The 25,818-nt window shown below is 65.9% G+C and carries 27 protein-coding genes; 12 read left to right on the top strand and 15 right to left on the bottom strand.

Annotation, left to right across the window (positions count from 1 at the left end; translation table 11 throughout):
* The first annotated feature begins 9 nt into the window (after window positions 1–9).
* From J2805_RS00315 to J2805_RS00305, 3 genes are read left to right on the top strand one after another with little or no spacing between them, the layout of a single operon-like run.
* Window positions 10–510 (top strand): DUF456 domain-containing protein, encoded by a 501-nt coding sequence (locus tag J2805_RS00315; protein ID WP_309967453.1) that lies wholly within the window; start codon window positions 10–12, stop codon window positions 508–510.
* 42 nt (window positions 511–552) lie between these two features.
* Window positions 553–1,518 carry a hypothetical protein gene (locus tag J2805_RS00310; RefSeq protein WP_309967450.1) on the top strand — a complete coding sequence of 322 codons (966 nt, stop codon included), beginning with the start codon at window positions 553–555 and terminating at the stop codon, window positions 1,516–1,518.
* A 39-nt stretch (window positions 1,519–1,557) separates the two neighbouring features.
* Window positions 1,558–1,917: a YybH family protein gene (locus J2805_RS00305; RefSeq protein WP_309967446.1), complete on the top strand. Its 360-nt coding sequence runs from the start codon at window positions 1,558–1,560 to the stop codon at window positions 1,915–1,917.
* A gap of 33 nt (window positions 1,918–1,950) precedes the next feature.
* Here J2805_RS00305 and J2805_RS00300 read toward each other — a convergent pair whose 3' ends face one another.
* On the bottom strand, window positions 1,951–2,667 hold the full coding sequence (locus J2805_RS00300; protein ID WP_309967443.1) for a LysE family translocator: 717 nt from the start codon (window positions 2,665–2,667) through the stop codon (window positions 1,951–1,953).
* Between the two features lie 104 nt (window positions 2,668–2,771).
* On the opposite strand from J2805_RS00300, the gene J2805_RS00295 reads away from it, so the two are divergent.
* Window positions 2,772–3,227 carry an Lrp/AsnC family transcriptional regulator gene (locus J2805_RS00295; protein WP_309967440.1) on the top strand — a complete coding sequence of 152 codons (456 nt, stop codon included), beginning with the start codon at window positions 2,772–2,774 and terminating at the stop codon, window positions 3,225–3,227.
* 25 nt (window positions 3,228–3,252) lie between these two features.
* Here the strand turns inward: J2805_RS00295 and J2805_RS00290 are convergent, their stop codons facing one another.
* From J2805_RS00290 to J2805_RS00275, 4 genes are all read right to left on the bottom strand, one after another.
* Entirely contained in the window at window positions 3,253–3,903 is a 651-nt protein-coding gene (locus J2805_RS00290) for a hypothetical protein (RefSeq protein WP_309967437.1), read from the bottom strand.
* A 9-nt stretch (window positions 3,904–3,912) separates the two neighbouring features.
* Window positions 3,913–4,551: a hypothetical protein gene (locus tag J2805_RS00285; RefSeq protein WP_309967435.1), complete on the bottom strand. Its 639-nt coding sequence runs from the start codon at window positions 4,549–4,551 to the stop codon at window positions 3,913–3,915.
* Entirely contained in the window at window positions 4,548–6,038 is a 1,491-nt protein-coding gene (locus tag J2805_RS00280; RefSeq protein ID WP_463675093.1) for a WXG100 family type VII secretion target, read from the bottom strand. The genes J2805_RS00285 and J2805_RS00280 overlap by 4 nt, the downstream gene beginning before the upstream one ends.
* An 84-nt stretch (window positions 6,039–6,122) precedes the next feature.
* Complete coding sequence (locus J2805_RS00275; protein WP_309969036.1) at window positions 6,123–6,581, bottom strand: Lrp/AsnC family transcriptional regulator; 459 nt, start codon at window positions 6,579–6,581, stop codon at window positions 6,123–6,125.
* Window positions 6,582–6,971: 390 nt separating this feature from the next.
* Here J2805_RS00275 and gluQRS point away from each other — a divergent pair, with 390 nt between their 5' ends.
* Together gluQRS and J2805_RS00265 are read left to right on the top strand one after the other, a co-directional pair.
* Window positions 6,972–7,868 carry a tRNA glutamyl-Q(34) synthetase GluQRS gene (gene gluQRS, locus J2805_RS00270; RefSeq protein WP_309967429.1) on the top strand — a complete coding sequence of 299 codons (897 nt, stop codon included), beginning with the start codon at window positions 6,972–6,974 and terminating at the stop codon, window positions 7,866–7,868.
* A 9-nt stretch (window positions 7,869–7,877) separates the two neighbouring features.
* The gene (locus J2805_RS00265; protein WP_309967426.1) at window positions 7,878–8,561 is read left to right on the top strand and encodes a phosphohydrolase; all 684 of its coding nucleotides are present in this window, start codon (window positions 7,878–7,880) and stop codon (window positions 8,559–8,561) included.
* Here J2805_RS00265 and J2805_RS00260 read toward each other — a convergent pair.
* The 7 genes from J2805_RS00260 to J2805_RS00230 form a co-directional block, all read right to left on the bottom strand.
* A complete protein-coding gene (locus J2805_RS00260; protein WP_309967423.1) occupies window positions 8,558–9,799 on the bottom strand; it encodes a low temperature requirement protein A in 1,242 nt (413 codons plus the stop codon). The genes J2805_RS00265 and J2805_RS00260 overlap by 4 nt on opposite strands.
* 54 nt (window positions 9,800–9,853) lie before the next feature.
* Window positions 9,854–10,489 carry a transmembrane-type terpene cyclase gene (locus J2805_RS00255; RefSeq protein WP_309967420.1) on the bottom strand — a complete coding sequence of 212 codons (636 nt, stop codon included), beginning with the start codon at window positions 10,487–10,489 and terminating at the stop codon, window positions 9,854–9,856.
* Between the two features lie 17 nt (window positions 10,490–10,506).
* Window positions 10,507–11,823 carry an ATP-binding protein gene (locus J2805_RS00250; protein WP_309967418.1) on the bottom strand — a complete coding sequence of 439 codons (1,317 nt, stop codon included), beginning with the start codon at window positions 11,821–11,823 and terminating at the stop codon, window positions 10,507–10,509.
* Between the two features lie 193 nt (window positions 11,824–12,016).
* A complete protein-coding gene (locus J2805_RS00245; RefSeq protein ID WP_309967416.1) occupies window positions 12,017–13,558 on the bottom strand; it encodes an amino acid permease in 1,542 nt (513 codons plus the stop codon).
* Between the two features lie 61 nt (window positions 13,559–13,619).
* Complete coding sequence (locus tag J2805_RS00240) at window positions 13,620–15,059, bottom strand: aspartate ammonia-lyase (RefSeq protein ID WP_309967413.1); 1,440 nt, start codon at window positions 15,057–15,059, stop codon at window positions 13,620–13,622.
* Window positions 15,060–15,067: 8 nt separating this feature from the next.
* Complete coding sequence (locus J2805_RS00235) at window positions 15,068–16,132, bottom strand: asparaginase (RefSeq protein WP_309967411.1); 1,065 nt, start codon at window positions 16,130–16,132, stop codon at window positions 15,068–15,070.
* 54 nt (window positions 16,133–16,186) lie between these two features.
* Window positions 16,187–16,882: a FadR/GntR family transcriptional regulator gene (locus J2805_RS00230; protein ID WP_309967408.1), complete on the bottom strand. Its 696-nt coding sequence runs from the start codon at window positions 16,880–16,882 to the stop codon at window positions 16,187–16,189.
* A gap of 173 nt (window positions 16,883–17,055) precedes the next feature.
* Between J2805_RS00230 and J2805_RS00225 the strand changes: the two genes are divergently transcribed.
* Together J2805_RS00225 and J2805_RS00220 are read left to right on the top strand one after the other, a co-directional pair.
* Window positions 17,056–17,406, top strand: a complete 351-nt coding sequence (locus J2805_RS00225; protein WP_309967405.1) for a type II toxin-antitoxin system Y4mF family antitoxin — start codon at window positions 17,056–17,058, stop codon at window positions 17,404–17,406.
* Window positions 17,403–18,632 carry a type II toxin-antitoxin system HipA family toxin gene (locus tag J2805_RS00220; protein ID WP_309967402.1) on the top strand — a complete coding sequence of 410 codons (1,230 nt, stop codon included), beginning with the start codon at window positions 17,403–17,405 and terminating at the stop codon, window positions 18,630–18,632. The genes J2805_RS00225 and J2805_RS00220 overlap by 4 nt, the downstream gene beginning before the upstream one ends.
* Before the next feature lie 75 nt (window positions 18,633–18,707).
* Here J2805_RS00220 and J2805_RS00215 read toward each other — a convergent pair whose 3' ends face one another.
* Window positions 18,708–19,325: a uracil-DNA glycosylase family protein gene (locus tag J2805_RS00215; protein WP_309967399.1), complete on the bottom strand. Its 618-nt coding sequence runs from the start codon at window positions 19,323–19,325 to the stop codon at window positions 18,708–18,710.
* Window positions 19,326–19,535: 210 nt separating this feature from the next.
* Window positions 19,536–20,441, bottom strand: a complete 906-nt coding sequence (locus tag J2805_RS00210; protein WP_309967397.1) for an SRPBCC family protein — start codon at window positions 20,439–20,441, stop codon at window positions 19,536–19,538.
* 161 nt (window positions 20,442–20,602) lie between these two features.
* On the opposite strand from J2805_RS00210, the gene J2805_RS00205 reads away from it, so the two are divergent.
* Window positions 20,603–21,109, top strand: a complete 507-nt coding sequence (locus tag J2805_RS00205; protein WP_309967393.1) for a hypothetical protein — start codon at window positions 20,603–20,605, stop codon at window positions 21,107–21,109.
* Between the two features lie 52 nt (window positions 21,110–21,161).
* Here the strand turns inward: J2805_RS00205 and J2805_RS00200 are convergent, their stop codons facing one another.
* The gene (locus J2805_RS00200; protein ID WP_309967390.1) at window positions 21,162–22,691 is read right to left on the bottom strand and encodes an amidohydrolase; all 1,530 of its coding nucleotides are present in this window, start codon (window positions 22,689–22,691) and stop codon (window positions 21,162–21,164) included.
* Window positions 22,692–22,918: 227 nt separating this feature from the next.
* Here J2805_RS00200 and J2805_RS00195 point away from each other — a divergent pair, with 227 nt between their 5' ends.
* The 3 genes from J2805_RS00195 to J2805_RS00185 all read left to right on the top strand — a co-directional run bounded on the left by J2805_RS00195 (window position 22,919) and on the right by J2805_RS00185 (window position 25,740).
* Entirely contained in the window at window positions 22,919–23,320 is a 402-nt protein-coding gene (locus J2805_RS00195; protein WP_309967387.1) for a hypothetical protein, read from the top strand.
* Between the two features lie 159 nt (window positions 23,321–23,479).
* The gene (locus J2805_RS00190) at window positions 23,480–25,093 is read left to right on the top strand and encodes a DUF4389 domain-containing protein (RefSeq protein ID WP_309967384.1); all 1,614 of its coding nucleotides are present in this window, start codon (window positions 23,480–23,482) and stop codon (window positions 25,091–25,093) included.
* Window positions 25,090–25,740, top strand: a complete 651-nt coding sequence (locus J2805_RS00185; RefSeq protein WP_309967381.1) for a dihydrofolate reductase family protein — start codon at window positions 25,090–25,092, stop codon at window positions 25,738–25,740. The genes J2805_RS00190 and J2805_RS00185 overlap by 4 nt, the downstream gene beginning before the upstream one ends.
* The last annotated feature ends 78 nt before the right edge of the window (window positions 25,741–25,818 follow it).

Here is a 25,818-nt window from a genome sequence, read left to right as displayed (position 1 = left end):
CTGAGGGGCATGAACCCCGAGATCCTCGTGACCGTCCTCTGCGGCCTGGCCATCCTGGTGGGCGTGGCCGGCACCGTCATTCCCGTGCTCCCCGGCAGTATCCTCATTGGCCTCAGCCTGCTGGCCTGGGCCATCTGGGGCGGCGCCGGGACCGCAGGCTGGGTGGTATTCGGTGTGGGCATGGCGTTCGTGCTGGCCGGAATGGCCGCCAGCGCGGTGCTCACGGGACGCAAGCTCAGGGAACACCGGATCCCCAGCCGCAGCGTGGTGGCGGGGCTGGTCTTGGGCGTCGTGGGCATGTTCCTTATCCCGGTGGTGGGGCTCTTTGTAGGGTTCGCCGCCGGACTGCTGCTCAGCGAATCCCACCGCACGCGAGATTTCCGGACTGCCATGACCACCAGCTGGGCGGCCCTGAAGGCCACCGGCCTGGGCATGCTGGTGGAGTTCGGCCTGGCCTGCCTTGCCGCCAGCACCTGGGTGATCGGCGTCTGGGTGGCCGCAGCCAGCTAGCCCTTCCAGCTGCTGCCGGGCGGGCACCACTAGCATGGAAGCATGAGCGCCGGACAGACCTCAGGACCGATCTATCGCGACAACCGGGACCTCACCCCGTTCGGCAATGCGCTGGTCCGCACGCCGGTGCGCGACATCGCCGACGGCGTCGGCGGGATCCTGCACAGCGCCCTGGGCGGCCGGGGCGGCGCGCTCCTGAGCGTGGACGGCCCCATCCCGAGGCTCAAGCGGCTTCCCGGGAAACCCGCCAAGGCTGTCTATGACGCGATCTTCCACAACACCGAGCCCAACCGCCTGATCGCCACGGGCCGTGACTATCCGGGCTGGGCCGGGCTTTGCTACGTGATGGCCGGGTTGCTCGCCTACAAGCAGGGCGGCTACCTGCGCGCGGCCGAGCTGCTGCAGCGGGGCCTCACTATCAGGAACGACGACGACGCCAACCAGTTCGCCTCCGGCTACCTGATGCGGGTGGTCACCAGGGTCGAAGTTGCCGAGCGCATCGAGGTGCCGGTGCTGTTCAGCGAGGAAGCGGTGTTCCTGGCACTTTCGCACTCGCTGCGGGAGACGGGCCACCTTGAAGCGGCGCTGCAGACGGTTTCCTCGCTGCCACCGTCACTGCCTGCCGCGCTTGCGCGGTGCTCGCTGGCGCACGCGCTCGGCCGGGACAAGGAGGTGGTGGTCTGGACCGAAGGGCTGCTGAACGCCGATGACCTCTCTGCCGCGCTGCTGCTGATCAGGGCGCGTTCGCTCCGCAAGCTTGGTGCCCACACGTCCGCGCAGCAGGCGCTGAAGGAGGTGCTTCGGCGCCGGAAGACCGACCTTGCCCTGAGGAACGACGCTCTGACCGACCGTGCCCTGCTGATTTTGGACAACGGTCGAAAATCCCTCAATCCGCGCGACTGGCTGCGTGGGCGCCCGGCGGAACTCGAAACTTTCGAGGTGATCCGCAAAGACGTGGAAGAGCGCAGGCTCTGGGAACAGGAATGGAAGCAGCTGGACCGGGAATAATCCCTTGTGGGCGCTGGCGGGCCGCGGTACAACGGACCAATGAGCGATGCAATCAGGCAGTGGATGGAAAAGTACATCACGGCGTGGACCACCAATGAGCCGGAGGATATCCGGGCGCTGTTCACCGAGGACGCGGTCTATGCCACCCGGCCCTACGACCCGGATGCATGGCGCGGACACGGGCAGATCGTGGAACGCTGGCTGACCGCAGCGGATGAGCCCGATGAGTGGACCTTTGAGTGGTCGCCGCTTGGCTCGGACGGCGACCTGCATTTCGTCCAGGGGCGGACGACGTATCTGGGGGACCGGCCCAGTTACGAGAACCTCTGGGTAGTCCGGCTCGGGCCGGACGGGCGTGCCTCCGCCTTCACCGAGTGGTTCATGGAACGGACGCTCTGAAAGACACTCAGAGGCGCCGGCCGGAAGTTACTGTCATGCGAGCCCGGCCACCACGGGAATCAGCTGCTCGGACAGCAGCACCGTCCCCAATGCCATCATGATGATCCCGCTGGTGAGGGTCACCCGCCGGGCAGCCCCGGGCCGCGAGTGGAGCAGCTTCCGGGAGAGCAGCGCCACGCAGGTGTACACGGCGCCTGCCAGCAGGACGAACGTCAGGCCCAGCAGCCCGGACTGCACCGGGACGGGCAGGGCGGCTTCCGGGCTGACGAACTGCGGAACCAGGGCCACGAAGAACAGCAGCCCCTTGGGGTTGATCCCGCTCGTGCCCACGCCTTGGAGGAAGCTGCGGAACTGGGTGGACTCGGCCGGTGCGGCAGAGATCGAAGCCGGGCCTCCCGCCGTCGAACCTCCCGCCGTCGAACCTCCCGCCGTGCCCTCGGCAGAAGCCGGCCCGGCGCTGAAAGTGGCGCCGCGCCACGAACGGATGGTGCCGAAGCCCAGCCACAGCAGGTAAGCCGCGCCGGCGACAGTTAGCCAGCCGAGAACACCCGGAAGGCCGGCGAGCAGGGCAGCCAGCCCGGCCACCATGAGTGCCGTGTGCAGAACGTAGCCGCTGCACAGGCCAGCCACGGCAGGGACGAAGCTTCGCTGTTTCAGGCCCGCCGCAATGGAATAGGCCCAGTCCACGCCAGGCGTGCAGGCCAGGGCGCCTGCAACCACCAGGAATGCAAGGAATAACTGGGGATTCAAGGCGGCCTCCTACGGTGTTCTGATAAGAGAAACTCTAGGAAAAATACGCGCATAAGTGTTCCCTGATTTACTCAGAAAACGCGTCAACTGGGTAAGATATTTGCGTGATTGACCATATCGACAGGAATATTTTGCGACATCTCAAAGAGGATGGCCGAATGACCGCCACCGCGCTTGCCGCAAAGGTGGGATTGACGGTGGCGCCGTGCCATCGGAGGCTGCGGGATCTGGAGTCCTCGGGGGTCATCAGGGGATACCGGGCGGACATCGACCCGTCCGCCGTCGGGCTCGGATTCGAGGCGATCGTTTTTGTCACCCTGCGGCAGGTGGACCGGCCCACCATGGAGATCTTCGAGAACCGTGTGGCTGACAATCCCAATATCGTCGAGGCGCAACGGCTGTTCGGCTCGCCGGACTACCTGCTGAAGGTCATCGCCGAGGACCTGCCCGCGTACCAGCGCTTCTACGACGCCGAGCTCACCTCGCTGCCAGGTGTGGAGCGGCTAACGTCAACCCTGGTCATGAAGAATCTGAAATCGAATGCCGGGCCGCCGGTCTAGGCTGCCAGGGTTCCGTCAGTCCTGCTTAGGGCTTGCCCGTCGAAGCGATACCGGCCTTGGCATCCGGCGTGTAGTACTTCCCTGCGAGGTGCGCGGAGTAGATGAAAGTCATCCGACCGGTGTCGTGGTTGGAAAGGATCTCGGCGGAAAATACCGTTCCAGTCTTGTTGCCCATGCCCGGATACCACTGTTCCTTGCCTGAGCCGTCCGTGAAGTCAGCCCCAATTGGTTCGGCGTCCTGAAGCAGGACCGTGCCGAGCTCATCTGAAGCGCGCCGGATTTCCTGATTGGCGTCCTGGGCGTCAGGGTAGTTGATGAAGATGTCGATGTGATCCACAATATTGTCCGCGCCGGGACGAACCCGGATGGTGTCCGTCTCCATCTCGACCACACCGTTGGGCGTCGTCATGCTGACCTTCATCCGCTGGTCTGTGTCCGTTGCGACCAGTGCTCCGTCCGACCCTTCGGCAAACCCGAGGGCGGACATATCCATTGGCGGCGACGTGAAATCGAAGCTGACCGTCCGGCTTGCTTTCATCGCCTCGATGCCGCTTTCGGTGAACTGCGAGTTGCCGTTGACGACTATCGGGTCCTTGACCGGGGACGGGACCCACGTGCAGCCGCTGAGGAACAGCGCGGCCATCAGCGCTGCCATTCTGTTCGCAGCGGTCCCCATGCCTTCCGCCTACGCTGCCGGGCGAACGTGGACGATGATCACCTGGGTGTCCTTGCCGCCGTCGTACCGGAGATCGTAGTTCACGTCCAGCCCCGTCGACGTGCCGGAGGTGATGGAGAAGTCGCTCTTTTTGGCGGGGTCCGCTTCCGTGGAGGCAATCCACCGTTCGGCGGAGGCACCGTTGATTCCATACCGCTGCACGCCGTCCCGGATGAGCCCAAAATACTCGTCCGCCGAGTCGGCGGTGAGGAAGTAGGTCACTTCGCTGAAGTCCGGCCGCCTGTCGGTGGTGTTGAAGCGGATCCGATCGGTTTCTCCGGTAATTTCGCCGGTAGGTGCGGCAATCGTCAGCGTGATCTTGCCCGAGTCGCGGGTGTTGATCTCCGGGCCGTAGCTGTCCTCGGTAACCCGAACATCCGCCTTCATCAGCGACCCCGAACTCATGTCCAGCCGGGCAGTCCTGGTGGCGCGGATCTGGTCCACCCCCGCGGCGTCGAGTGTGGAGAATTCCGAGCTGCTCATGGTGCTCCCTTGTGAGGTTGGTTCGGTGGTGGTGCCGCGGATCTGGCAGCCCGCCAGGGCGAGGCTACCGGTGAGGGCAAGGAGGACGACGGCGGCCTGCCGCCGGAATCGCCGCGCGGACGTCACTGGTGCACCTCCGCGTCAAACCCGGAGACGAAGCGGTCCATGATGCCCGGAATATTGTTTGTGGGCCGGTACTGGTCCACGCGGTCGTTGAAATCGGAGGCGATGATCTGCTCGGCCCGCGCCGGATCGGTGGCCAGCAGGTTCTGGTACGCCGGCAGCGTGTCCTGCTGGATGAGCGCCCAGCGCTGATCGGCATTGGCGATGTTGCCGTCCGGGAAGCCCGTGGTGAAATCGGTGCGGAACTGGGTGGGGTTGTCCCAGTTCGTGAACGGCACGTTTTCCGGTCCGGGGCTTTCCACGCTGAACTCGTACGGGAACACCTCCGGGTAGCTCTTGGCTCCTGGTATGGACGGCTCTCCTGCCAGGGTCACCATGTAGGTCACCGCCTCCCCGCCGGGGTGGCTGCGCATGTTGTCATAGTCGTCGGCGATGATTTCGTTCTGTTCACGGTAGAGGAGCGACGTGTTGCCTTCCCGCACCTGCGCCGGGTCACCTGAGTCGATCTGCGCCCAGGACTCTGCGGTGGCGGGATCGATGGCACCGGAGTCGCGGAGCCGGTTGATTTCGTCCAGGCCGCCGTTCATATAGGCCTGATGCTGCCGGGCCTGGTCCAGGAAGATTTCCTTGTTCATGTCCAGCATGCTGGTTTCGTAGAACTTGATCTCCTGGTCCGTCATGCCGGCCAGCTGCTCAATCTGGTCCAACACCGGCAGCGGTATGTCCGACGCCGGGTTGTCCGCGATCTGCTGGGCAAGGTCCCGCATCACGGCCATGTCCTTGAACCCGCCGGCGAACGAAGGGCCGATCATGTTGGCCATCCCGGCCCATTGGAGGTCCGGGTTGGACAGGTAGGCCTGGCCGTAGAAGTCGTAGACCTTCTTGATGGTCTCCCAGTTGTACTCCGTGCCCTTGGATGTATCCCAGTCGGCCGGGTCGATGCCCATGTCCTGCATGGCCTGCTGGTTCCAGTAGTCGGTGAGGAAATCCGAATACTCCGGAGAATTCTTGTCGATCAGCCCGGAGTCGGCGGCGGCGTCCAGGGCGGCCTTCGCGGCGTCCGGGTGGTCCAGCGCCCACTGTTTGAATTCGTCGCTGTTCAGGTAAGCCGCGCGTTCTGCAGCGGTCATGCCATTAAGCCGGTCCGTCAGTTCCCCGGCCGCGCCGTCAGTCGGAGCGTTGCCGCTGCTACCCGGACCGCCGCTGCCGCCGCCGGCTGACCCTGTGCTGGCCCGGTCCTGCTGCTCCGCGTTCTGCAGCAGTGCCTTTGAAGCCTGTCGGATGCCGCTGGCGGCAGCCCTGAGCGCCTTGGCGTGAATGCCGTTCCAGTCGCTGCGGAAGCGCTCGGCGTCATTGCCTTTCCAGGAGCTGGAGGCGATGGAGCTGCCCAGTTGCTGTCCCAGCTGGTCCAGCCGGCCGGCACTGCTCGCCAGATTTTTTGCGAGCCGGCGCAGCTGTGCAACGTCTGCACCGTAGAAATTCCCCGCCACTTTTTCCCCTTGGTTGAAGTCCACGGCCAGCCTAACGGCTTTGCCCGGGGGCAGCGATGGGGAGGAGTCCCCGTCTATGCGGCCTCAGGCGTCGAGCAGGCCGGTGGTGCGGTAGGGAATGACTTCGCGCAGGAACATGCTGGTGGACGTGCGGACAATGCCGGGGCAGAGCCGGATTTCCTCGGACACCCTGTAGAGGTCGTCCGGACTCTTGGCAACCACGCGGATCAGGAGATCGGTGTCGCCGGCAGGGGCATGGCATTCGAGGACTTCAGGGATCTTCCGCAGCGCGGCGATGGCCTCGTTCAGGTGGCTCTGGTCCAGTTCCGCGCTCACCGCCGCGGCCACGCCCCGGCCAAGCGCGGAGGGCAGGACCCGGCTGCTGTTCGGCCGGAGTGCGCCCGATGCCGCCATCCGCTCCAGGCGCGACTGCACGGTCCCCCGCGCCAGGCCCAGCTTCTGCGCGAGGACCATGATGGGCACCCGGGGGTCATCGTCCAACGCGGCAAGGATCCGCCGGTCGGTGGGATCGAGTTCCTGCAATCTGATCACTCTCTGCCTTCATAGCACTCCGTGACTGATCAGTCTGACCAGGGAAGCACTTGCCCGTTGCGCCTACTGTAGGACTTCTGTTGAAATAGTGGCAACAAGGGACAGTGGCTACCGCCGGATCCCGCAGGCTACAGGAGCCCCGGTACACCACCCGGTCCCTGGAACAGGTTTCCCGCAAAGAGGCCGCCGCTGATTGACACTTGTTCACGCATCGTCATTCCGCAAGCAGTGCAAGGGGTCCGGAGCTATGCTCCCGGACCCGGCACGGCAAGAGCCCCTGAGCCACCGACGCCGGATCACCGGAGTGTTCGGTAGCTGAGGGGCTCTTGTGTTTCATCGCCGTGTTGCTTCGCGCGCCGCTGGTCGGCCTAGGCTGGTGCCATGACATCAGCCGGCCGCTTCGCCCCGAGCCCCTCCGGCGAACTTCACGTGGGAAACCTCAGGACAGCCATCCTGGCCTGGCTCTTTGCCCGCTCCACCGGCCGGCGGTTCCTGATGCGGGTGGAGGATCTGGACCGGGCACGTGCGGGGGCGGAGGCGGAGCAGCTCCGCGATCTGGCGGCCATCGGCGTAACTTGGGACGGCGGCGTCGTGCGCCAGACTGAGCGCGAGCCGCTCTACACGGCAGCAATCAGCCGCCTGGCCGCGGCGGGGATGACCTACGAATGTTTCTGCACACGGCGGGAAATTCAGGAAGCGCCGTCCGCTCCCCACGCCCCGCAGGGTGCGTACCCCGGGACGTGCCGGAACCTCGACCCTGCGGAACTCGAATTCAAAAGGACAATCCGGCCCGCCGCCATCCGGCTCCGCGCGGCGGCGCCCGACTGGACGGTGCAAGACCGGCTGCATGGCCCGTACACGGGCGTGGTGGACGATTTTGTGTTGCGGCGCAACGACGGTGTGACCGCCTACAATCTGGCCGTAGTAGTGGATGACGCCGCGCAGGGGATTGACCAGGTGGTCCGCGGCGACGACCTCCTGCCCTCCACCCCCAGGCAGGCCTACCTCGCTTCGCTGTTGAATATTTTCGTTCCGGAATATGCCCACGTGCCGCTCGTGGTGAATTCCAACGGCGTCCGGCTGGCCAAGCGCGACGGCGCAGTGACGCTGGCGGACCTGGCCCATACGGGGCTGGATGCGGGCCGGGTCCGGGACACCATCCTGGAATCCCTGGGGTTGCCCGCCGGGCCCCTGGAGAAGGCGCTGAGCCTGTTCGATCCCGCCGCGCTGCCCCGGGACCCCTGGGTGTGGCCGGGGGCGGGGCAGGCAGGCGCGTAGGCTGGAACCATGTCAGAAACAGGAACCACGGACGCGAACCCCTCCCAGCCACGATTCACTGTGGATACAGCCCGGGTTCTCGCCGAGGTGGCCCACAACCGCCAGAAGGACAAGCTCAAGCGGCCGTACCGGGAACATGTTCTCGCTGTCGGCGATGCCCTGGAGGATTTCGACGACGACATCCGGATCGCCGGCTACTTGCACGACATCGCCGAAGACACCCCCATCACCCGGCAGGCGCTGCTGGACATGGGCGTTTCCGAGCGCGCCGTGGGCATCATCGAGCGCGTCACCAAGCGGCTGCACGACAACCCGGACGACTATCAGGCCGGTATCCGGTTCATCGCTGAAGACCACGACGCCGCCCTGGTCAAGATTGCGGATAACGCCCACAACTCCATCCCTGAGCGCGTGAGGGCCCTGGCCGAGAAGTGGCCGGACAAGCCGCCGGTCACACGCTATGACGAGGCCCGGCCGGTGCTCTACGACGCCGTCCCGGTGGAGGAGGTCCGGAAGATCCTGGCCCGCGTGAACCCGTGGCTGCTCGAGGAGCTCGACGACCGCCTGGATGAGGCGGACGACACCGACTACGAGAACCTCTCCTATGACGATGCGACGGCTGAAGGGGCCCCGGCGGGCGTGCCTGCCGAGACTTCGGAATCGGCGGACGGCCGCCCGGACGGGAAGGCTTAGGCTCGGGCTTTCAGCTCCTCCAGTGCCGTGTTCATACGTTCGGTGCCGCGCTTTTCATCGATGACAATCGACACGCCCAGCGCGAGCACAATCAGCAGCAGGCAGACGGGCACCGAGACCCCGGCCGCGGCGAGTCCCACGCTGCCCGCAAGAGCCGCCAGTACCCCGGCTGCCACGGAAATCACGGTGCGGTCCACGCAGATCATCACGCTGAACAGCCAGGTCAGGGAGAGTTTGAACAGCCCCACGGGTATCGCGATGCTGGCCACTGCCACGGCGGCACTGATGTGGGCCTCATGGTCGATGTAGTAGGCGGCCACGTGCAGCCCGGCGCCGGTGGCGGCAATGGCCGCGAAGACGGGCATGTGCCCGTAGCCGAAGAAGAATGAGCGGTGCCGCTGGAGGTGCAGGGCCGGGCCGGCGGGCAGAATGAAGTAGATCCACCACATGCCGAAGGCCAGCGCTGTGCCGCCGAAGCCCACCAGCGCCGCGTCGACGCTCCAGCCGTGGTTGGCCACGATGGCGCGGAGGGTTTCGATCGCACCGATCAGGCATTCGCCCAGGGCGATGATGGCCAGCAGGCCGTAGCGCTCGGCGATATGGTGCGCGTGCCACGGGGTCCGCATGCTCCGCTCCGCGGCGTAGGGCGTGGCCATTTCCAGAATGAACAGGGGCGCAGCAACAAGGAACGTGGTCAGGATGTCCGCCTCAATGATGAGCACCGCGATCCAGCCGAGCTGCACCACGCCGAGGTACAGCGCGTAGCGCCGGCAGGTCTGCCGGCGCGCCGGATCCTGCCGTGCCGCGCGCAACCACTGGAAAACCAGGGCGAGGCGCATGATCACGTAGCCGCCCACCATCACGGCGTTGTCCACATGGTCGCCCTCCACCAGCGAGTGGAACATCGGCTCGATCCCCATGGCCAGGATCAGCACGCCAATGAGCTGGACCATGGTGACCACGCGGAACACCCAGTCGTCGGTGTCGTAGGCGCTGGCAAACCACGTGAAGTTGATCCAGGCCCAGATGACGGCGAACATCGCGAAGGAGAATCCCAGCAGCCCGGCACCGAAGTGGGCTTCGGCAATCTCGTGGGCGAACTGGCTTCCGGCCACACCGAAGGCAATGACAAACGTCAGGTCGAAGAACAGCTCCAGCGGCGTGGCGGCCCGGTGCTTCTCATGCGGGTCACGGCCGCCCATGCGGGCCATGGCGTGCCGGAGGGGATTGTTGGACATGGCTCAAAGAGTACCGCCGGGGGCCGCAGCGGCTCCAGCGCCGCCCGTTATGCGTCAGAGGTGGGAGGTGCGCGCAACAGCCGAAGCTGCCCGTGCCCGCCAGATCAGGCCGATGTAGGCGAGGTCAAAAATGCTGCAGAGCGCGCCGACGCCGAGGATCAGCAGCGAGTTGCCGAGCCAGCCGAACACGATGGTGGGAGCCAGCGTCCCGATCCATTTGGCCACGGCTATCAGAAGCGACTGTCCCCGGGCGCCGCCGCGGGCAATGAACATGGCGATGAACAGCCCGGACATCAGCAGGTTCTGCAGGAACGCCGAGTAGCGCGGTGCGGCCTCCCAGCCGAACTCTGCGACGAACAACAGCTGCACGGCGAAGGCGGTGACGCCCAGGAGGAGCGCCCATCCGAGGAAGAGCTTCCGCGTCACCCAGGCCGGGAACTCGGCCCGGCCGAACCTGAAGAACGTGTACAGGATGGCGACGTCGGCCAGCGCCCAGACGATGTTGATGACGCCCTGGACGGACAGTGCGGTGGCGGCAGAGCGCGAGGCATAGATGGCCTCCCAGGCGAAGTTCAGCGCCAGGGCTGCGGCGGGAATGGCATAGCTCCGGTCCCTGAAGCCGACCCGGACTGCCTCAACGTACACCACCGTCCAGGCGATGCCGCTGACAACAGTTAGGAACAGGATCATCGAACGCGCGGCGGGTGCTACACCCGGCCCAACGCGTCGATGTCCTCAAGGAACAGCTCGTAGACCTCTTTGCTGACCGTGGTCCGGGTGTCCCCGATGGCGTCGAGGTAATCCTGCGTGGCGGGTCCCTTCCGGACGGCCTCGCGGACGGAGACGGTGCCCCCGGAAGCCAGCCCGCCGTCGTCGTACACGGCCTTCTCCAGCGCCCGCTGGGAGGCGCTCCGGGCCGCGTATTCGATGTCGGCGGGAGAGAAGCCCTCGGTGCGGTCCACCAGCAACTCAACGTCCACGTCGTCCACCACGGTGGCCGGGATGAAGCGTTCCCACATGGCGCGCCGAGCCTCGGCGTCCGGGAGTCCGATGGGGATCACGTAGTCGAACCGGCCGTGCCGCAGGAAGGCGGTGTCCAGCGCGCGGATGAAGTTGGTGGCGCACACCAGCAGGCGTCCGGGCTGTTCACGGAATGCGGGGATGATTTTGAGGAGCTCATTGGTGACGCCCTGCAGCGGCGACGGCGGTTCGCCGGACCGCTGGGACGCGATCTCCTCCACCTCGTCTATGAACACCACGGCATGTTCCAGCTCAGCGATCTCCAGGAATGTTTCCCGAAGTGCGCCCGCCAGGCCCTTCGGATCGGCGGCGAGCCTGGAGGGGAATACTTCCACGAACGGCCATTCGAGTCGGGAGGCGATCGCCTTGGCAAACGTCGTTTTGCCGGTGCCGGGCGGACCGAAGAGCACGACGGCGCGCGGCGGCACCACGCCGAATTCGTCCGCAAGGTCTGCTTCCGCCAGGGGAAGCACCAGCCGCCGTTCCAGCAGTTCCTTCTCGTTGCGCATGCCTGCCACGTTCTCCCAGAGATCGCGGGCCAGGATGCGGCCGCCGAGAAGGCCGAGGGGCTCGAGTTCCTGGCGCTGCACCGGAATGGTGCGCTCAAAGTACCGGAGGTTTTTCTTGAGCACGAAGCCGCGGCTAAGGAACGCCTCCACGCGGGTTTCCGACTCCGGCATGAGTGCGGAGAGCTTGTTCAGCCCATGCGGGGCCATCCGGTTTTCCACCGCGGCCAGCAGCGAAGTGCCGATCCCGCGGCCGCGGAATTCGGGGAGCGTGGCCAGGAAGACAATCCAGCCCTGGTCGTGCGCGGCACGTCCGACGGCGGCACCCACCACCTGGTCGCCCTGCACCGCCACGACGGCGTGGTCCTTTTCGCACGAGGCCAGAACCTCGGAGAGCGCGTAGACGGGCTCCACGTTGGTGGCCTTGAGCGACTCCCAGAGGTGCAGGATGCCGTCAAGATCGGCCGAATGGAAATCCCTGATCCGCCAGGTGGTCATGAGCGTTACTCCTGTGGTGGTTCGTCGTTGAGCCAGCGTGAACTTCTCTGCTGAGCATATGCGAACCGGCCCCTGCGGGGGTTGCAGCGGCGTTGCATTACGCCGGCTCCGGTTAAGCGCGAATGGACACTTGCGGCCTTTCCATCCGAAGACTTCAGGGCCGCAGGTGTCCGTTCGCGCCAGGAGGAGAGTGCTAGATCTTTTCCTCGGCACCGCGGGTCGGGAGGTTGGCCACCACCGGGGACATGCCGGTGTAACCGTCGCGGGCTTCGGCGATCTCATGGATCTGCTTCCGGCACATGTACCAGCCGACCACCATCAGGGCGCAGGCGATGAGCGTCACCAGGAGGGTCAGGGGTGACTCGATGAAGACCATGACCAGGACCCCGACAAGGAACAGCAGCGAGAGGTAGCCGGTGTACGGCGCGCCGAACATCCGGAAGGAGGGGCGCTTGAGCCAGCCCTTGTCCGCCCAGCGCTTCAGCTGCATCTGGCACAGCACGATGGTGGCCCAGGTGACGATGATGCCCACGGAGGCGACGTTCAGTACGATTTCGAAGGCATCGGAAGGAACGAGGTAGTTCAGCGGAACGCCCAGGAGCGAGACGCCGGCGGTGATGGCGATGCCGCCGTAAGGGACGCCTGCCTTGTTCATGCGCTGGGCAAACTTCGGGGCGGAGCCGGCCACGGACATGGAGCGCAGGATCCGGCCGGTGGAGTAGAGCCCGGCGTTCAGGGAGGACAGGGCGGCGGTGAGGACCACGAGGTTCATGATGACGTCCACGCCCTGGATGCCGATGGAGCCGAAGAAGGTCACGAAGGGGCTGACGCCCTTTTGGTAGGAGGTGTAGGGCAGCAGCAGGGCCAGCAGGATTACGGAGCCGACGTAGAACACGGCGATGCGGAAGACCACGGAGTTGATGGCCTTGGGCATGATCTTCTCAGGGTTTTCGGTCTCGCCGGCGGCGGTGCCCACCAGCTCGATCGAGGCGTAGGCGAACAGCACACCCTGCATCAGGATGATCATGGGCAGGATGCCGTTGGGGAAGATTCCGCCGTTGTCGGAGATGAGGCTGAAGCCCACTTGCTGGCCGTCCACGGGGGTGCCGAAGATGACGAAGTAGCTGCCGATGACCAGGAACGCGACCAGGGCGGCGACCTTGATGATGGCGAACCAGAATTCCATTTCGCCGAAGACCTTCACGGAGACGAGGTTCAGGCCCAGGACGACAACGAGGGCGATCAGGGCCCACGCCCACTGCGGGACGTCGGCCATCCAGGGGACGTAGTTGCCGAAGAAGTTCATGTAGAGGGCGGCGGCGGTGATGTCCACGATGGTGGTGGTGGCCCAGTTGATCCAGTAGAACCAGCCGGCGACGAATGCGGCTTTTTCGCCGAAGAATTCGCGGGCGTAGGAGACGAAGGAGCCTGAGGAGGGCCGGTGCAGGATGAGTTCGCCCAGGGCGCGCAGGATCAGGAAGGCGAAGAAGCCGCAGACGGCGTAGGCGATGACCAGGGACGGGCCCGCGGCGTTGAGCCGGCCACCCGCGCCGAGGAACAGGCCGGTGCCGATGGCCCCGCCGATCGCGATCATCTGGATCTGCCGTGGCTTCAGGCTCTTGTGATAGCCCTTGTCCTCCGCGTGCAGCAGGCTCTCAGTGGCATGGGCCTGAGGCGGGACGGTGTGGTCTGTGATGGCCGCGGTATTGACTGCGCCCTGTTGGGGGTTGGGCATGGGGGATCCTTTGGTTTCCGTAATCGGTGGTCGAGCCTGTCGAGGCTTGGTTTCGGCGGGTTCAGCCAGCGGTTTGGTTGGGGATTTTGCTGAGGTTGGCCAGGCGTTGGGGGCTGAGGAGTTCCTGGAGTTGTTCGGCGGTGAGGAGTTGGTGTTCGAGGACGAGTTCGGCGACGCCTTTGCCGGTGGCGAGGGCTTCCTGGGCGATCGCGGTGGCGGTGGCGTAGCCGAGGTGGGGGTTCAGGGCGGTGACCAGGCCGATGGATTGTTCGACCGTGAGGCGGAGGTGTTCGGTGTTGGCGGTGATGCCTCGGATGCAGCGTGCGGTGAGGGTGCGGCAGGCGGCTTCGAGGTGGGAGATGCTCTTGTGGAGGCTGTGGACGATGATGGGTTCGAAGGCGTTGAGCTGGAGTTGGCCGGCTTCGGCGGCCATGGTGATGGTGACGTCGTTGCCGATCACTTCGTAGGCGACCTGGGAGACGACTTCGGGGATCACGGGGTTGATTTTGCCGGGCATGATGGAGGATCCGGACTGCACGGCGGGCAGGTTGATTTCGCCCAGGCCGGCGCGGGGGCCGGAGGAGAGCAGGCGCAGGTCGTTGCAGATTTTGGAGAGTTTCACGGCGACGCGTTTGAGGACGCCGGAGAGGTGCACGAACGCGCCGACGTCCTGGGTGGCTTCGATCAGGTCCGGGGCGGTGACCAGGGGCAGGCCGGTGATCTCGGCCAGGTGCTGGCAGGCTGCCTCGGCGTAGCCGGGAGGGGCGTTCAGGCCGGTGCCGATGGCGGTGGCGCCGAGGTTGATTTCGTGGATGAGCAGGTCCGCTTCGGCGAGGCGGAGCCGGTCTTCGCCGATGGTGACGGCGTAGGTGCCGAATTCCTGGCCGAGGGTCATGGGCACGGCGTCCTGGAGCTGGGTGCGGCCCATTTTGACGATGGTGCGGAATTCGGCGGCTTTGGCGGCGCAGGCTTCCTCGAGTTCGGCCAGGGCGTCGAGGAGTTCGCGGGCGGCGAAGATGGTGCCGAGTTTGACCGCGGTGGGGTAGACGTCGTTGGTGGACTGGGAGAGGTTGACGTGGTCGTTGGGGTGCAGGCGGGTGTAGTGGCCTTTGGGGTGGCCGAGGATTTCCAGGGCGCGGTTGGCGATGACCTCGTTGGCGTTCATGTTTGAGGAGGTTCCGGCGCCGCCCTGGATGACGTCCACGACGAACTGTTCGGCGAGGTGCCCGGCAAGGATTTCGGTGCAGGCCGTTTCGATGGCGGTGGCGCGTTCGGCGTCCAGCAGGCCGAGTTCGCGGTTGGTGCGGGCGGCGGCGAGTTTCACCGCGGCCAGGCCGCGGACCAGGTACAGGTTCGTGGAGAGCGGCTGGCCGGTGATGGGGAAGTTTTCCACCGCGCGGAGTGTGTGCACGCCCCAGTACGCGGCGGCGGGGACGGCCCGGTCACCGAGGAGGTCGTGTTCGGAGCGGGTGTCCGGGGCAGGATCGGTAATGGTGGTCATGGGGGTCCTCACAGGGCTTCGTTGACGGGCGCGGACAGGAAATCGGTGGCCTGCAAGAGGCCCACGGACCGTCCGCCGCCGAGGACAGCGCCGATGGCGATGCCGGCGAGCGGTGCGGTGTCGACGTCGAGCGCTGCCAGCGCGCGGACGGTGACCGGCATGCGGGCGCGGTCGCCGCCGTCGGAGATCTTCACTGCCACGGCGCGGCCGTCCGGCAGTCCCACCAGCTGCACGCCTTCGAAGCCGTCTTTGGCCAGCAGTCCGGGCATGAGGCGCATCAGCTCGGTGACATCACGCCCGGCGCCGGCCACCATTTCGGGGTGTTGCATCATCGCCCGGCCGACGGCGGCTTCCGGGCTGTCCGGGTCGGTCGCCACTGCGGACGTCATCCGGCCGAATGCGCCGGCCATCCCGCGGAGGGTGAGGGCGAACAGGGGAGTGCCGCAGCCGTCGGTGCTGGTGCGCGCGGGTTCTTCTCCGGTGAGTTTCCGGACCGTGGAGGCCACGAGCTGCTGCAAAGGGTGCGCCGGATCGAGGTAGCCGCGCACCGGCCAGCCGTTGATGACGCAGGTTGCGGCCATGGCGGCGTGCTTGCCGGAGCAGTTCTGGGCCAGCTGGGTGGCGGTCCCGCCGTTGCGGAGCCATTCGGCCCGTTCGTCCGGACCGTAGGGGAGGTCCGTGCTGTTCTCCAGGGCATCCTCAGTGAGTCCGTGCATTTCGAGGATGCGGAGGGCGCCGTCGCGGTGCATTGCCGCTCCGGAGTGGCTGGCAGCCGTGAGGGCCAGGAGGTCGGCGGGAAGCTCGAGACCGGCACTGACCATTGCCACGGCCTGCAGCGGCTTGAGCGACGAACGCGGGTAGAAAGGGGCCAGCGGGTCGCCCGCGGAGAACAGCGTGCGGAGGCCTCCCGCGGCGGATGCATCCGGGGCGGTGGCGATCACCGAACCGTAGTGGATGCTCTCCACAAGCCCGTCGCGGGTCTGCGCAGCCAAAGCCGTGTGCTGCGGCAGGGCCGTGAGGTCCGGGGTCTGAACCGGAGTCTGGGCATGGACGGGCAAGGCTGGGGAGAACATGGGGTCCTTGGGTTTAGGTGCTGTGAGTCGGTACTGCGGGTCTGTTGCTGGGAGCTATTGGCTGAGGATTGAATTGAGCGCCACGCCCACGGCATGCAGGTGCTCCTGCATGGCGGCGCTGGCTTCGGCGGCATTTCCCGTTTCTATGGCGGCCAGGATCCGCTGGTGTTCCTGGTCGGAGGCGTGCTGCCGGTCCGCCACCATGTTGAGCGTTTCAGACTGGTGTGCCAGGGCGTCGCGGATGTCGGAAACGACGTTCTCGAACACCTTGTTGTGGCTGGCCCGGGCGATGGCGGCATGGAAGCTCGAGTCGAGGCCGACCCAGGCTTCGGGGTCGTCCTCGGCTGCCATTGCGGCAACGATGTCCCGCAGCCCTTCAAGTTCCTCGGGAGTGCGCCGTTCGGCCGCGAGTGCTGCTGCCGGGACTTCGATGTGCGGCCGGGCCTCAGTGAGGTCCAGGGCCGAGTACTGGCCGAGGACCAGGTCCTTGGCCACGCTGTTGGCCACCACGAACGTGCCGCGGCCGGTCTTGGTCGTTGTCAGGCCGAGGGCGTTGCAGGAGCGCAGGGCCTCCCGGACCACCGAACGGCTGACACCATACTGCTGGGCGAGAGCGGCTTCGGAGCTCAGTTTGGCGCCGACCTCGAGCTTGCCGGATTCTATGTCCGTGCGGATGACGTTGAAGACGGCCTCTGCCGCACTGAGGCGGGCGAGGGGCTGTCCGGCTGTCCGGCTGTCTGACAGGTTCACTCCTTCAATATGGCACGGGTCACACGGCGTGTCAATTGTTTTCCCTGACAGGATTGCAGCCGAGCAGGCTGGCGGTACGTTCGTTCCGAATTTCCTCTTTCTCATGGCCGGAACCCGCCGTAAGATGGTGACCTGAGCGAAATCGGTACGTTCGTTCCTATCGGGAGGTTGGAATGGTGGATGCGTTCACGACGGCGCTCGCGGCCGAGGTTCGGGCACGCCGCGCTGCCCTGCGGCTCACTCAGCATGACCTGGCCCAGCTCGCCGGAGTGTCCGAACGCTTTGTTCGTTTCGTTGAGCAGGGAAAGCGCAGCGTGCAGCTGGATTCACTCCTGGCGCTGCTGGAGACGCTCGGGCTGGAGCTGCAGCTCACCACCCGGACACGTGTCGCGGCCCGCGCCATCGACGGGCACCGCGCCATCGACGGGCACCGCGCGATCGATGGACAGCGCGCCATCGACGGGCATGGAACCGCCGGCCGTCGGCCTGTGCAGGACCAGTCGCTGCCGGAGAGCGGGCCATGAGGCACCGCATCGCCGACGTCTATAAGGCGGGCGTGCTGGCCGCGCGGCTCGAACGGCATGAGGGCGGCACCAAGTTCAGCTACCTGCCCGGGTACCTGGCGGCGGGCGGTCCCGCCGTCGCCAGTTCCCTGCCCCTCACAGACAGGCCGGTACTGTCCGCGGCGGGAGCCGCGCCACCCTACTTCACGGGGCTCCTGCCGGAGGGCAGGCGGCTGAATGCGCTGCGGCGCTCGGTGAAAACCAGTGTGGATGACGAGCTCTCGCTCCTGATCGTCGCCGGTGCCAACCCGGTGGGGGACGTTCAGATCGTTGGCCATGGCGAGCCCCTGGACCCGGATGAGCACGCGGTCGAGCTGAATCCGAAGACGCCGGTCGACTTCGACGCGCTGCTGGGTGATTCGGGCCTGATTGACCCCGTTGCCCTTGCGGGTGTGCAGGACAAGCTGTCCGCCGGGATGATCTCCATGCCTGTGGCCAGTGCCGGGCGGCGCTACATCCTCAAGCTCAATGCACCGGAATTCCCGCATGTGGTGGAGAACGAGCTGGTGATGTTCCGGTATGCCGCCAAGCTGCGGCTTCCGCTGAGCAAAGTCCGGCTGATCCGGGACGTCGCTGGACGGCCTGGGCTGCTGGTGGAGCGCTTCGACCGGATCCCGCTGGCAGGCGCGACCCACGGCGCGGTGCAGCGGCTCGCCGTTGAGGACGGTGCTCAGGTGCTGGGGCTTTATCCCGCGGATAAGTACAACGTGGGCTACGGGCAGGTGTGCCACGCCTTGGCGGAATACTGCGCGGCGCCTCTGCCGGCGCTGCGGAATCTTGCCATCCAGGCGGCCTTCGCATGGCTGAGCGGGAACGGCGATCTTCATGCCAAGAATGTGTCCATGGTGCAACAGCCGTCAGGGGAGTGGTCCGTCGCGCCGGTGTACGACATTCCCTCCACGGTGGTTTACGGGGACAAAACACTGGCCCTGACACTGGACGGCAAGCGGACCGGGATCTCACGGAAGCATTTCCTCGCCTGGACCGTCGGCCTGGGGCTGACGGAACGAGCGGCGGTGCAGGTACTGGAGCTGGGACTGAAAGCGTCCGGCCCGCTGGTGGCTGACCTGGAAACAGGTACGGCCTTCGCAGGAGCGAACGACGACGGCGCCTCACCGTTTTCGGCGATGGTCACCAGGTCGTGGCTCAAGGAACTCAAGCACCGTCGCCGGCTGCTGGAGGCGTAAGGCACGCCGCGTCGCGAAGCTGAGTCCCGGCGTCGGGAGTCACTCCGGTTGGGGCATTATTCGGGTGGGCGGTATCTAGAGGTGCTGGATGCCTGCGCGCTGCATGGCGTCCTTGTAGATCTCGACGCTTTTGCTCAGGAGCTCTTCCTGCTTGTTCGCGGAGACCGCAAATGCGCGGCCGCCAAGTGCGCTGGCCTTGTAGACCTTGATTCCGGAGTTCTTCAAGGACTGGTGGTACGTCTTTTCGAAGAGGGTCAGGAAGGTCTGCGCGTCCGTGCCGTGGGCGATGATGGCGGAGACGCGCTTATTGATCTTGAGGAACTGGCGGAAGGGCCTGAGACCGTCCGTCTTTTCCTGGACGTTGAGGGCGGACGGCAGATCCGGGTCGCGCACCCAGGGATAGGCGTTCCACGGCATTACGTAGCGGGGGTCGAGTTCCACGATTTCGTAGATTGAGGTGGCCCGACGGGCTGCTTCGTCGTCGTTGAAGTGCGAAACGAAGCCAGATTCGGTGCCCTTTCCGGGACTGACATGGAGACTGACGATCCGGCACTCGTCCTCGTCATGGACGGGGTCGATGTACGGGACTATGGAGCCCGGCTTCTTTTCCATCAGTTCGTCGCAAAGCTGGGTTACAGCAGCGATGTTCGGTTCCTGCAGCAGGGCCTTTTTTTCGTCCCAGTCAATCGTCACGATTTCTCCCTCAGCACACGGCGTCCAGAATCAGGCGTCTGGTTCCACTCTACGCTTTTGGCCGGGGTTGATGTTCAGCGGTTTTTTAAACTCTTGCGCTCCACTTGCGGCCCAAAGCCCGTAGGTTACCCGGGTCCGACGGCTCAGGGGAACGGCCCGAACCTGCCTGACTGCTGCAGGGCGGGCCGTTCCGAGAGGGATAACGCAGCCCTAGTGCTGGCCGAGGCTTCCTGCCGCAGGCGGGAGGCCGCCGTCGCGCTTTTCATCGGCGCGCCGTTCAGCCTCGCTTCTTGTGTCGCTTGCCGCCGTCTCGTCGGAGTCGCCTTCAAAATCGACCAGTCCGTTGGTCTGGTCGAAGGGCTTGGCAATCCGCTCGTCACTCAATGCGGAGCCGGTCCCTGCTGTTGTGCCGGACCCCTCGGCGGCACCGATGTAGCCGGATGCGTTGGTGGGAGGTACGGCTGGAACCGTCCTATCGGCGAGGGGCGCCGTAGTGGTTCGGGCGGTGTCGGTGTCCTTGTCCCGCATGCTCGCGGCGACCCCTGCGGCAGCTACAGCGGCGACTCCTACTCCCGCCGCGACCTTTCCCGAGACGCCGGCCTTGCCGGAATCGCCGCGCGAAGCTGCCGCAGCGTCCACTCCGGGAGTCCCCGGGGCGGCGCCTTCGTTGAGGGTCCCGCGCCAGGCACCGCTTGCATAGCCTTCGTCCTCGATGAAGTCCTTGAACCTCTGCAGGTCCGCTTCTACCTGGCGGTCGACGACATTGAGCTTGTCGCCCAGGGTCTCCACGATGCCTTCAGGTTCGTATTCGAGTGAAAGCTGCACCGACGTCTGGCCCCCTCCGACATCTTCGAAGGTCACGGTCCCCGCATTGGTTGCACCTTCCGTCGCTGCCCAGGCCACTTTGCGGTCCGGCACCTGCTCCAGGATTTTGGCCTCCCACTTCCGGCGGACACCTGCGATTTCGGCAACCCATTCAAGGCGATCGTCGCTGAGTTGCGTCACGCTCTTCACGCCGCCCATGAAGTGCGGAAATTCCTCGAACTGGGTCCACTGGTTGTACGCCGTGCTTGCCGGGACGTTGACCAGAATGCGTTTTTCGACCTTCGTGCTCATGGTGTCTCCTTTGACTGGAACGGGTAGTTAATGGACTGACCACGACGGAAATCCCGCGAAGTAATCAGTATGCTTACTATAACGTCGACGACGGCGTCCGGCTAGAGTTTCATTGGCGGCCGCCCGCCGTCCTACGTGTTCACGAACCAAGGACCCCCACCATGCAGGTCAACAGGAATGCGCTCCGTGAGGACGGTTTCGCCGGCTTCAGGGCCTTCGACGAACTGGAAATCAACCGGATTCCGCAGGCGCCGGGGATCTTCGCCGTCCTCAAGCCTGACGACTTCCAGGTGCAGTTCCTGGCCAAGAGCACGGCCGGCGTGTTCAAGAAGAAGAATCCTTCCCTGACTCAGGCGGCGCTGGCTGCCGAATGGGTCCACGGCGCCGATGTCCTCTACGTGGGCAAGGCCGGACCCGGCAGCAAAGGCAACCGCGGCCTGCGCCGACAGATCCAGGAATTCATGGACTTCGGCCAGGGAAAGCCGCCAGGCCATTGGGACGGGCGGCTGATCTGGCAGCTCGCCAACGCCAAGTCCCTCATCATCGCCTGGAAGGAGCTTCCTGCCGTCGGGCTGAGCCAGGCGGAGGCCGACTATCACCGAGGCTTCCGTGAGGAATTCGGCCGCTTGCCCTATGCCAACCTGGTCCAAGCTCGGGTAAAGGGATAGCGCCTTAAGGGAATATGCCGGGGCTTGGGCCTCAAGTGTCCGTTCGCGCTGGTTAGCGGGCGGACGTCACCGCGCCCACGCCGTCGTACGTGAAGGCGCCGCCTACGAGCGTCGCCGCCACCGGCATCGATGCGAAGATCCTGTCCGGCGCGTTGAGCGGATCGGCCTCCAACACGGCGATGTCCGCCGGATCTCCCACGCGGATCCCGGCCCGTCCCCGGGAAGACGCCACCAAGGCTTCCGCCCGGGTGATGGCCTGTTCCGGGTGCCAGGCTCCGCGTCCGTCCAGGGCAGACCTTGTGGTCGCGGCGGACATGGCGGTCCAGGGATCCAGTCGAGCCACCGGAGCGTCTGAGCCAAGTGCCAGCGTGGCACCGGCGGCCAGCAGTGACCGCAGCGGGAACGCCCGGTCGGCGCGGGCGCCCCAGTTGGCGTCCGCAGCGTCCCTGTCGTCAAGGGCGTGGGCCGGCTGGACACTCGCGGTAATGCCCAGCCGGCCAAAGCGGGCGAAGTCCTCCGTCCGGACAAACTGGGCATGTTCGATCCGTCCCCGGATGCCGGCGGTTTGGAACGCGTTCAGCGCCACCTGGTTCGCGGCGTCGCCGATGGCATGGACCGCAGGAACGAAACCGGAATCGCAGGCCCGGACCAGCAGCGCCAGCAGTTCCGCTTCGCTGACGGTCAGCAGTCCCCGTCCACCGTGCGGGTACGGATCCACGCAGTAGGCGGTCCGGGTGTTGAGCGAACCGTCGATCAGCACCTTGAGCGGCCCCACCCTGAGCAGGCCGTTCCCGTCCGGGATGTCCTCTCCCGTCTGCATGCCCTCGAGCAGCGCCCGGTCCAGGTGCTCCGGATAGACGCCGGCGTCCACCCGCAGCGAGTCGAAGCCGCCGGTGATGCGCCTGAGCCACACATCGCGGTTCCAGGTCATCTCGAAGTCCACAATGCCCACCACTCCGCGGGAGGCGGCCTTCCGTGCCGCCTCCCGGACCCAGGCGTCCACCACGGAGTCCGGCAAGCGGCCGAGTTCGCGCGTCAGGGCAAATGCCGGGTCCTCGCGCAGCAGGCCGCTGGCATCCACCTCAACCCCGAAGCGTTTCGCGGCCGCGCTGTTCACCCACACACAGTGGAGGTCGTGGCTGATTAGCGCCGCGGGCACGCCCTGCGTCACGGCGTCGAGCATCGCCAAGCTGGGAGCGTCCGCCCAGACGGCATCGCGGAACCCGACGCCCACCAGCGTCGTCCCGACGTCGCCGGCGACCGGACCGCCGCCCCCGTCGTCGCCCCCGCCCGTGCGGGCGACCCGGGACCGGATGATGTCGACGGCTTCCCGAGCTGAGGCGGCATCCGACAGATCGATCCGGTTGGCCGCCATGGCCCACTGGGTCATGTGCACGTGCTCATCCCACAAACCCGGAATGACGTACCGCCCGTCGAGGTCCACAATGCGCGCACCGGCCGGCCGCTCCTCCGCCGCCGCTATCCGGGTAATAACCCCATTGTTGATGTGAACGTTCCGGGGCGCGGATTCTCCGGGCTGCCGGACGGAGGCAAGAACGAGTTCAGGGGCAGCGTGTGACATACGAACAGGCTACTAAGCCGCGATGCCTTGCCGCATACGGGACTTTCGTCCCTTACCGGTTCAACCGCGGACAGCCATTCTTGTTGTGGGGCATTTCACGTATGCGATAAAACCGCACGCACCTTGGGGGTGGGAGATGCTTCGCCGCAGGGCAACAGGTCTCGCTACATCATTGGGGAAGGGCTGGCGCGGTGCGCCTCCCGGACATAGCAGGAGACCACGGCCTCATGAACCATCAGACGCGTACCGTCCCGGGTACCCGAACCTCCGTCGTCGCCCGTCATGGAGCCGCCTCCACCACGCATTATGAGCATTCTGAACATCGGCTGAAGATCGTGGTCCGTATTGCAGCGGACCTGGAGGCTGCCGGCATCGAGGTCCGTGGAGTTGTCACCGGCGCCAGCCTCCGGGCGCTGTATGTGGTCGCCCGGCGCACCACGTCGCTGCTGCACGGCAAGGAGCTCACCATCGATCTGTCCCGGGCCCGGGTTACCGAGCCGGTCCTTGAGCAACTCCACGAATGCGCCCGCCTGTCCCGGCTGTCATCCGGAGTGGACAGCTCGGAAGTGCCCTGCCGGGTGAAAATCGTGGATCCGGTTTTCATCCACCGAGTCAAAGAGTACGTATGAACACCCTGGTCTCCAAACCTTTGTCCTTCTACGTGAAAGGCAGTGAGTGCCCGCCCCGCAGCGGCGACCTTGAAAAGCGGCCATCTTGGCCGGGAACCTGCTCAAGAGAGCGGGTCGGTAGCCGCCGGGGGAAGGCATAAGCAAGAAAGGACTGCGGCCATGAGACCAGGCCGGATAGTCATGCTGGTGCTTGGCACCCTCGCTGCCCTGATGGGGCTCGGACTGCTGACAGCCGCCGCCGGAGTGGGATGGGTCAACTTCCAGCAGCGCGACAACGGATTCTTCACCACACCCACCGAGCGCTACGACGTGGCCACACGGGCCATCACCTCGCCCGGCCTGAATGTCCTGGTGGACGAGGAGCTGCCGGATATCCTCCCGGTGGACAGCGCTGGCCGGGTGCTCCTCCGCGGCACGGCGGCCGCCGGACAGCAGATCTTCATCGGCATCGGACCGCAGGAGGAGGTGGCCCGGTACCTCGCCAACGTCAGGCACTCCGAGCTCACCGAAGTGGACTTCTCCCCGTTCCGGGCCCAATACCGGGAAGTTCCCGGCGACGCCGTACCTGCTGCTCCGGGGACCCAACCGTTCTGGTCCACGTCCGCACAGGGAACAGGTACCCAGCAGATTGAGTGGGACCTGCGCACCGGCCGCTGGGCCGTGGTGGTCATGAATGCCGACGGCGGTACCCCGGTTTCCGTGGACCTGCAGGCGGGCGTCCGCTCCGATCTGCTGTTGCCCGTGTTTATCGGGCTCCTAATCAGCGGCATCGCACTGCTGGCCGTGGGCGTGCCGCTGATCATCGCCGGTGCCGCCGGCCTTGGGAAGCACGGCCCGCCCCCGCACCGCCCGGCAGCCGGACCGGCAGCCCCGGTAACGGGACCGCTAGCGGGACCAACTGGCGTGCCATACGCAGCTACGCCGCCCGCGGGCGTTCCGCCGTCCGGGGTCAGCGCTCCCGGGGCAACCGAGCCCCTGCCCTGGGACTCCGCCACCTATCCGGTGCGGCTTAGCGGCTACCTCGATCCCGCCCTGTCCCGGGGGATGTGGCTGATCAAGTGGTTCCTGGCCATTCCGCACTTCATCGTCCTGTTCTTCCTGTGGTTCGCACTCATCGTCACCACCATCGTGGCCTGGTTCGCTATCCTGTTCACGGCCAGTTACCCGCGCTCGCTGTTCAACTTCAACGTGGGCGTGCTGCGCTGGAGCTGGCGGGTCTCCTTTTACGCCTTCACGGCGATCGGAACGGACCGCTATCCGCCGTTCACACTGGCCCGCACCGACTATCCTGCCGACTTCGACGTCGACTACCCGGAACGCCTCTCGCGGGGCCTGGTGCTGGTCAAGTCGTGGCTGCTGGCCATTCCGCACCTGCTGATCGTTGGTGTCCTCGCGGGCACGACGCGCACCTGGGTGGCGTCCGACGACGACTGGTCGGGTTACGGAGCCCGCTACGCCTCGGGCGGCACCCTTTCGCTCATTGCACTCCTGACCCTGATCGCCGGCGTCATCCTGCTCTTCACGGGCAGGTACCTCCGCAGCCTGTTCGACCTGTTGCTGGGCCTGAACCGCTGGGTATACCGCGTCACCGCCTACGTTGCACTGATGCGGGACGAATACCCGCCGTTCCGCCTGGACATGGGGCCGACGGACCCCGCCGACGCCCCGCCGGGAGGCTATCCGCCGCCGGGAGGCTACGAGCCGCTGCCCGGAGGCTACCCTCCTCCGGTCCCCGCCCGCCCTGAAACGCCGACCCCGAAAGCCGAACCATGAAACTCGCGGTCAACACGTTCCTGACCCTCGACGGCGTCATGCAGGGCCCGGGCGGCAGGGAGGAAGACACCAGCGGCGGATTCGAATTCGGCGGCTGGCTGGTCCCGCACGTCGACGACGACTTTGGCCGGATCGTTGACGGCTGGTTCGCCGAAGCCGACGCCATCCTCCTTGGCCGGACCACTTACCAACTGTTCCACCCCTACTGGGAAAAGGTCACCGACCCGGAAAACGGGGTGGCCGCCGCGCTCAACAGCCTGCCCAAGTACGTGGTTTCCAACACCCTCAGCGAAGCGGCGTGGAACAACACCACCATTCTGTCGGGCAACTTCCTGGAAGCCATCGACGACCTGAAGTCCGGCCCGGGCCGCGAACTGCAGGTGCATGGCAGCCACCATCTTGCCCGCGCCCTGCACGATGCAGGCCTGGTGGACGAATACCGGCTCATCGTCTTTCCCGTAGTGCTCGGCCAAGGCAAGCGGCTCTTTGAATCAGGTGCCGCGCCGTCCGCTTTCACCCTGGCCCGGAGTAAAGCCACGGCGTCCGGTGCCGTCTACGTCGTCCTGGAACCTGCGGCGTTTGGTGCCGGCGACCTTGATGTGGGGGACTTTGAGGTGCAGGACGGGCGGGACCAGGTCAAAGAGTGACCCGCCAGGCTTGATCCTTCTGTCGAAGTGGAACACTTGCCACCTTGCGCCCGCGAGAACATAGTGGAGGGATTCACC

This window comes from Arthrobacter oryzae, from assembly GCF_031454875.1.
Lineage (GTDB): Bacteria > Actinomycetota > Actinomycetes > Actinomycetales > Micrococcaceae > Arthrobacter > Arthrobacter oryzae_D.
This window is presented reverse-complemented; position numbering and strand designations above follow the sequence as displayed.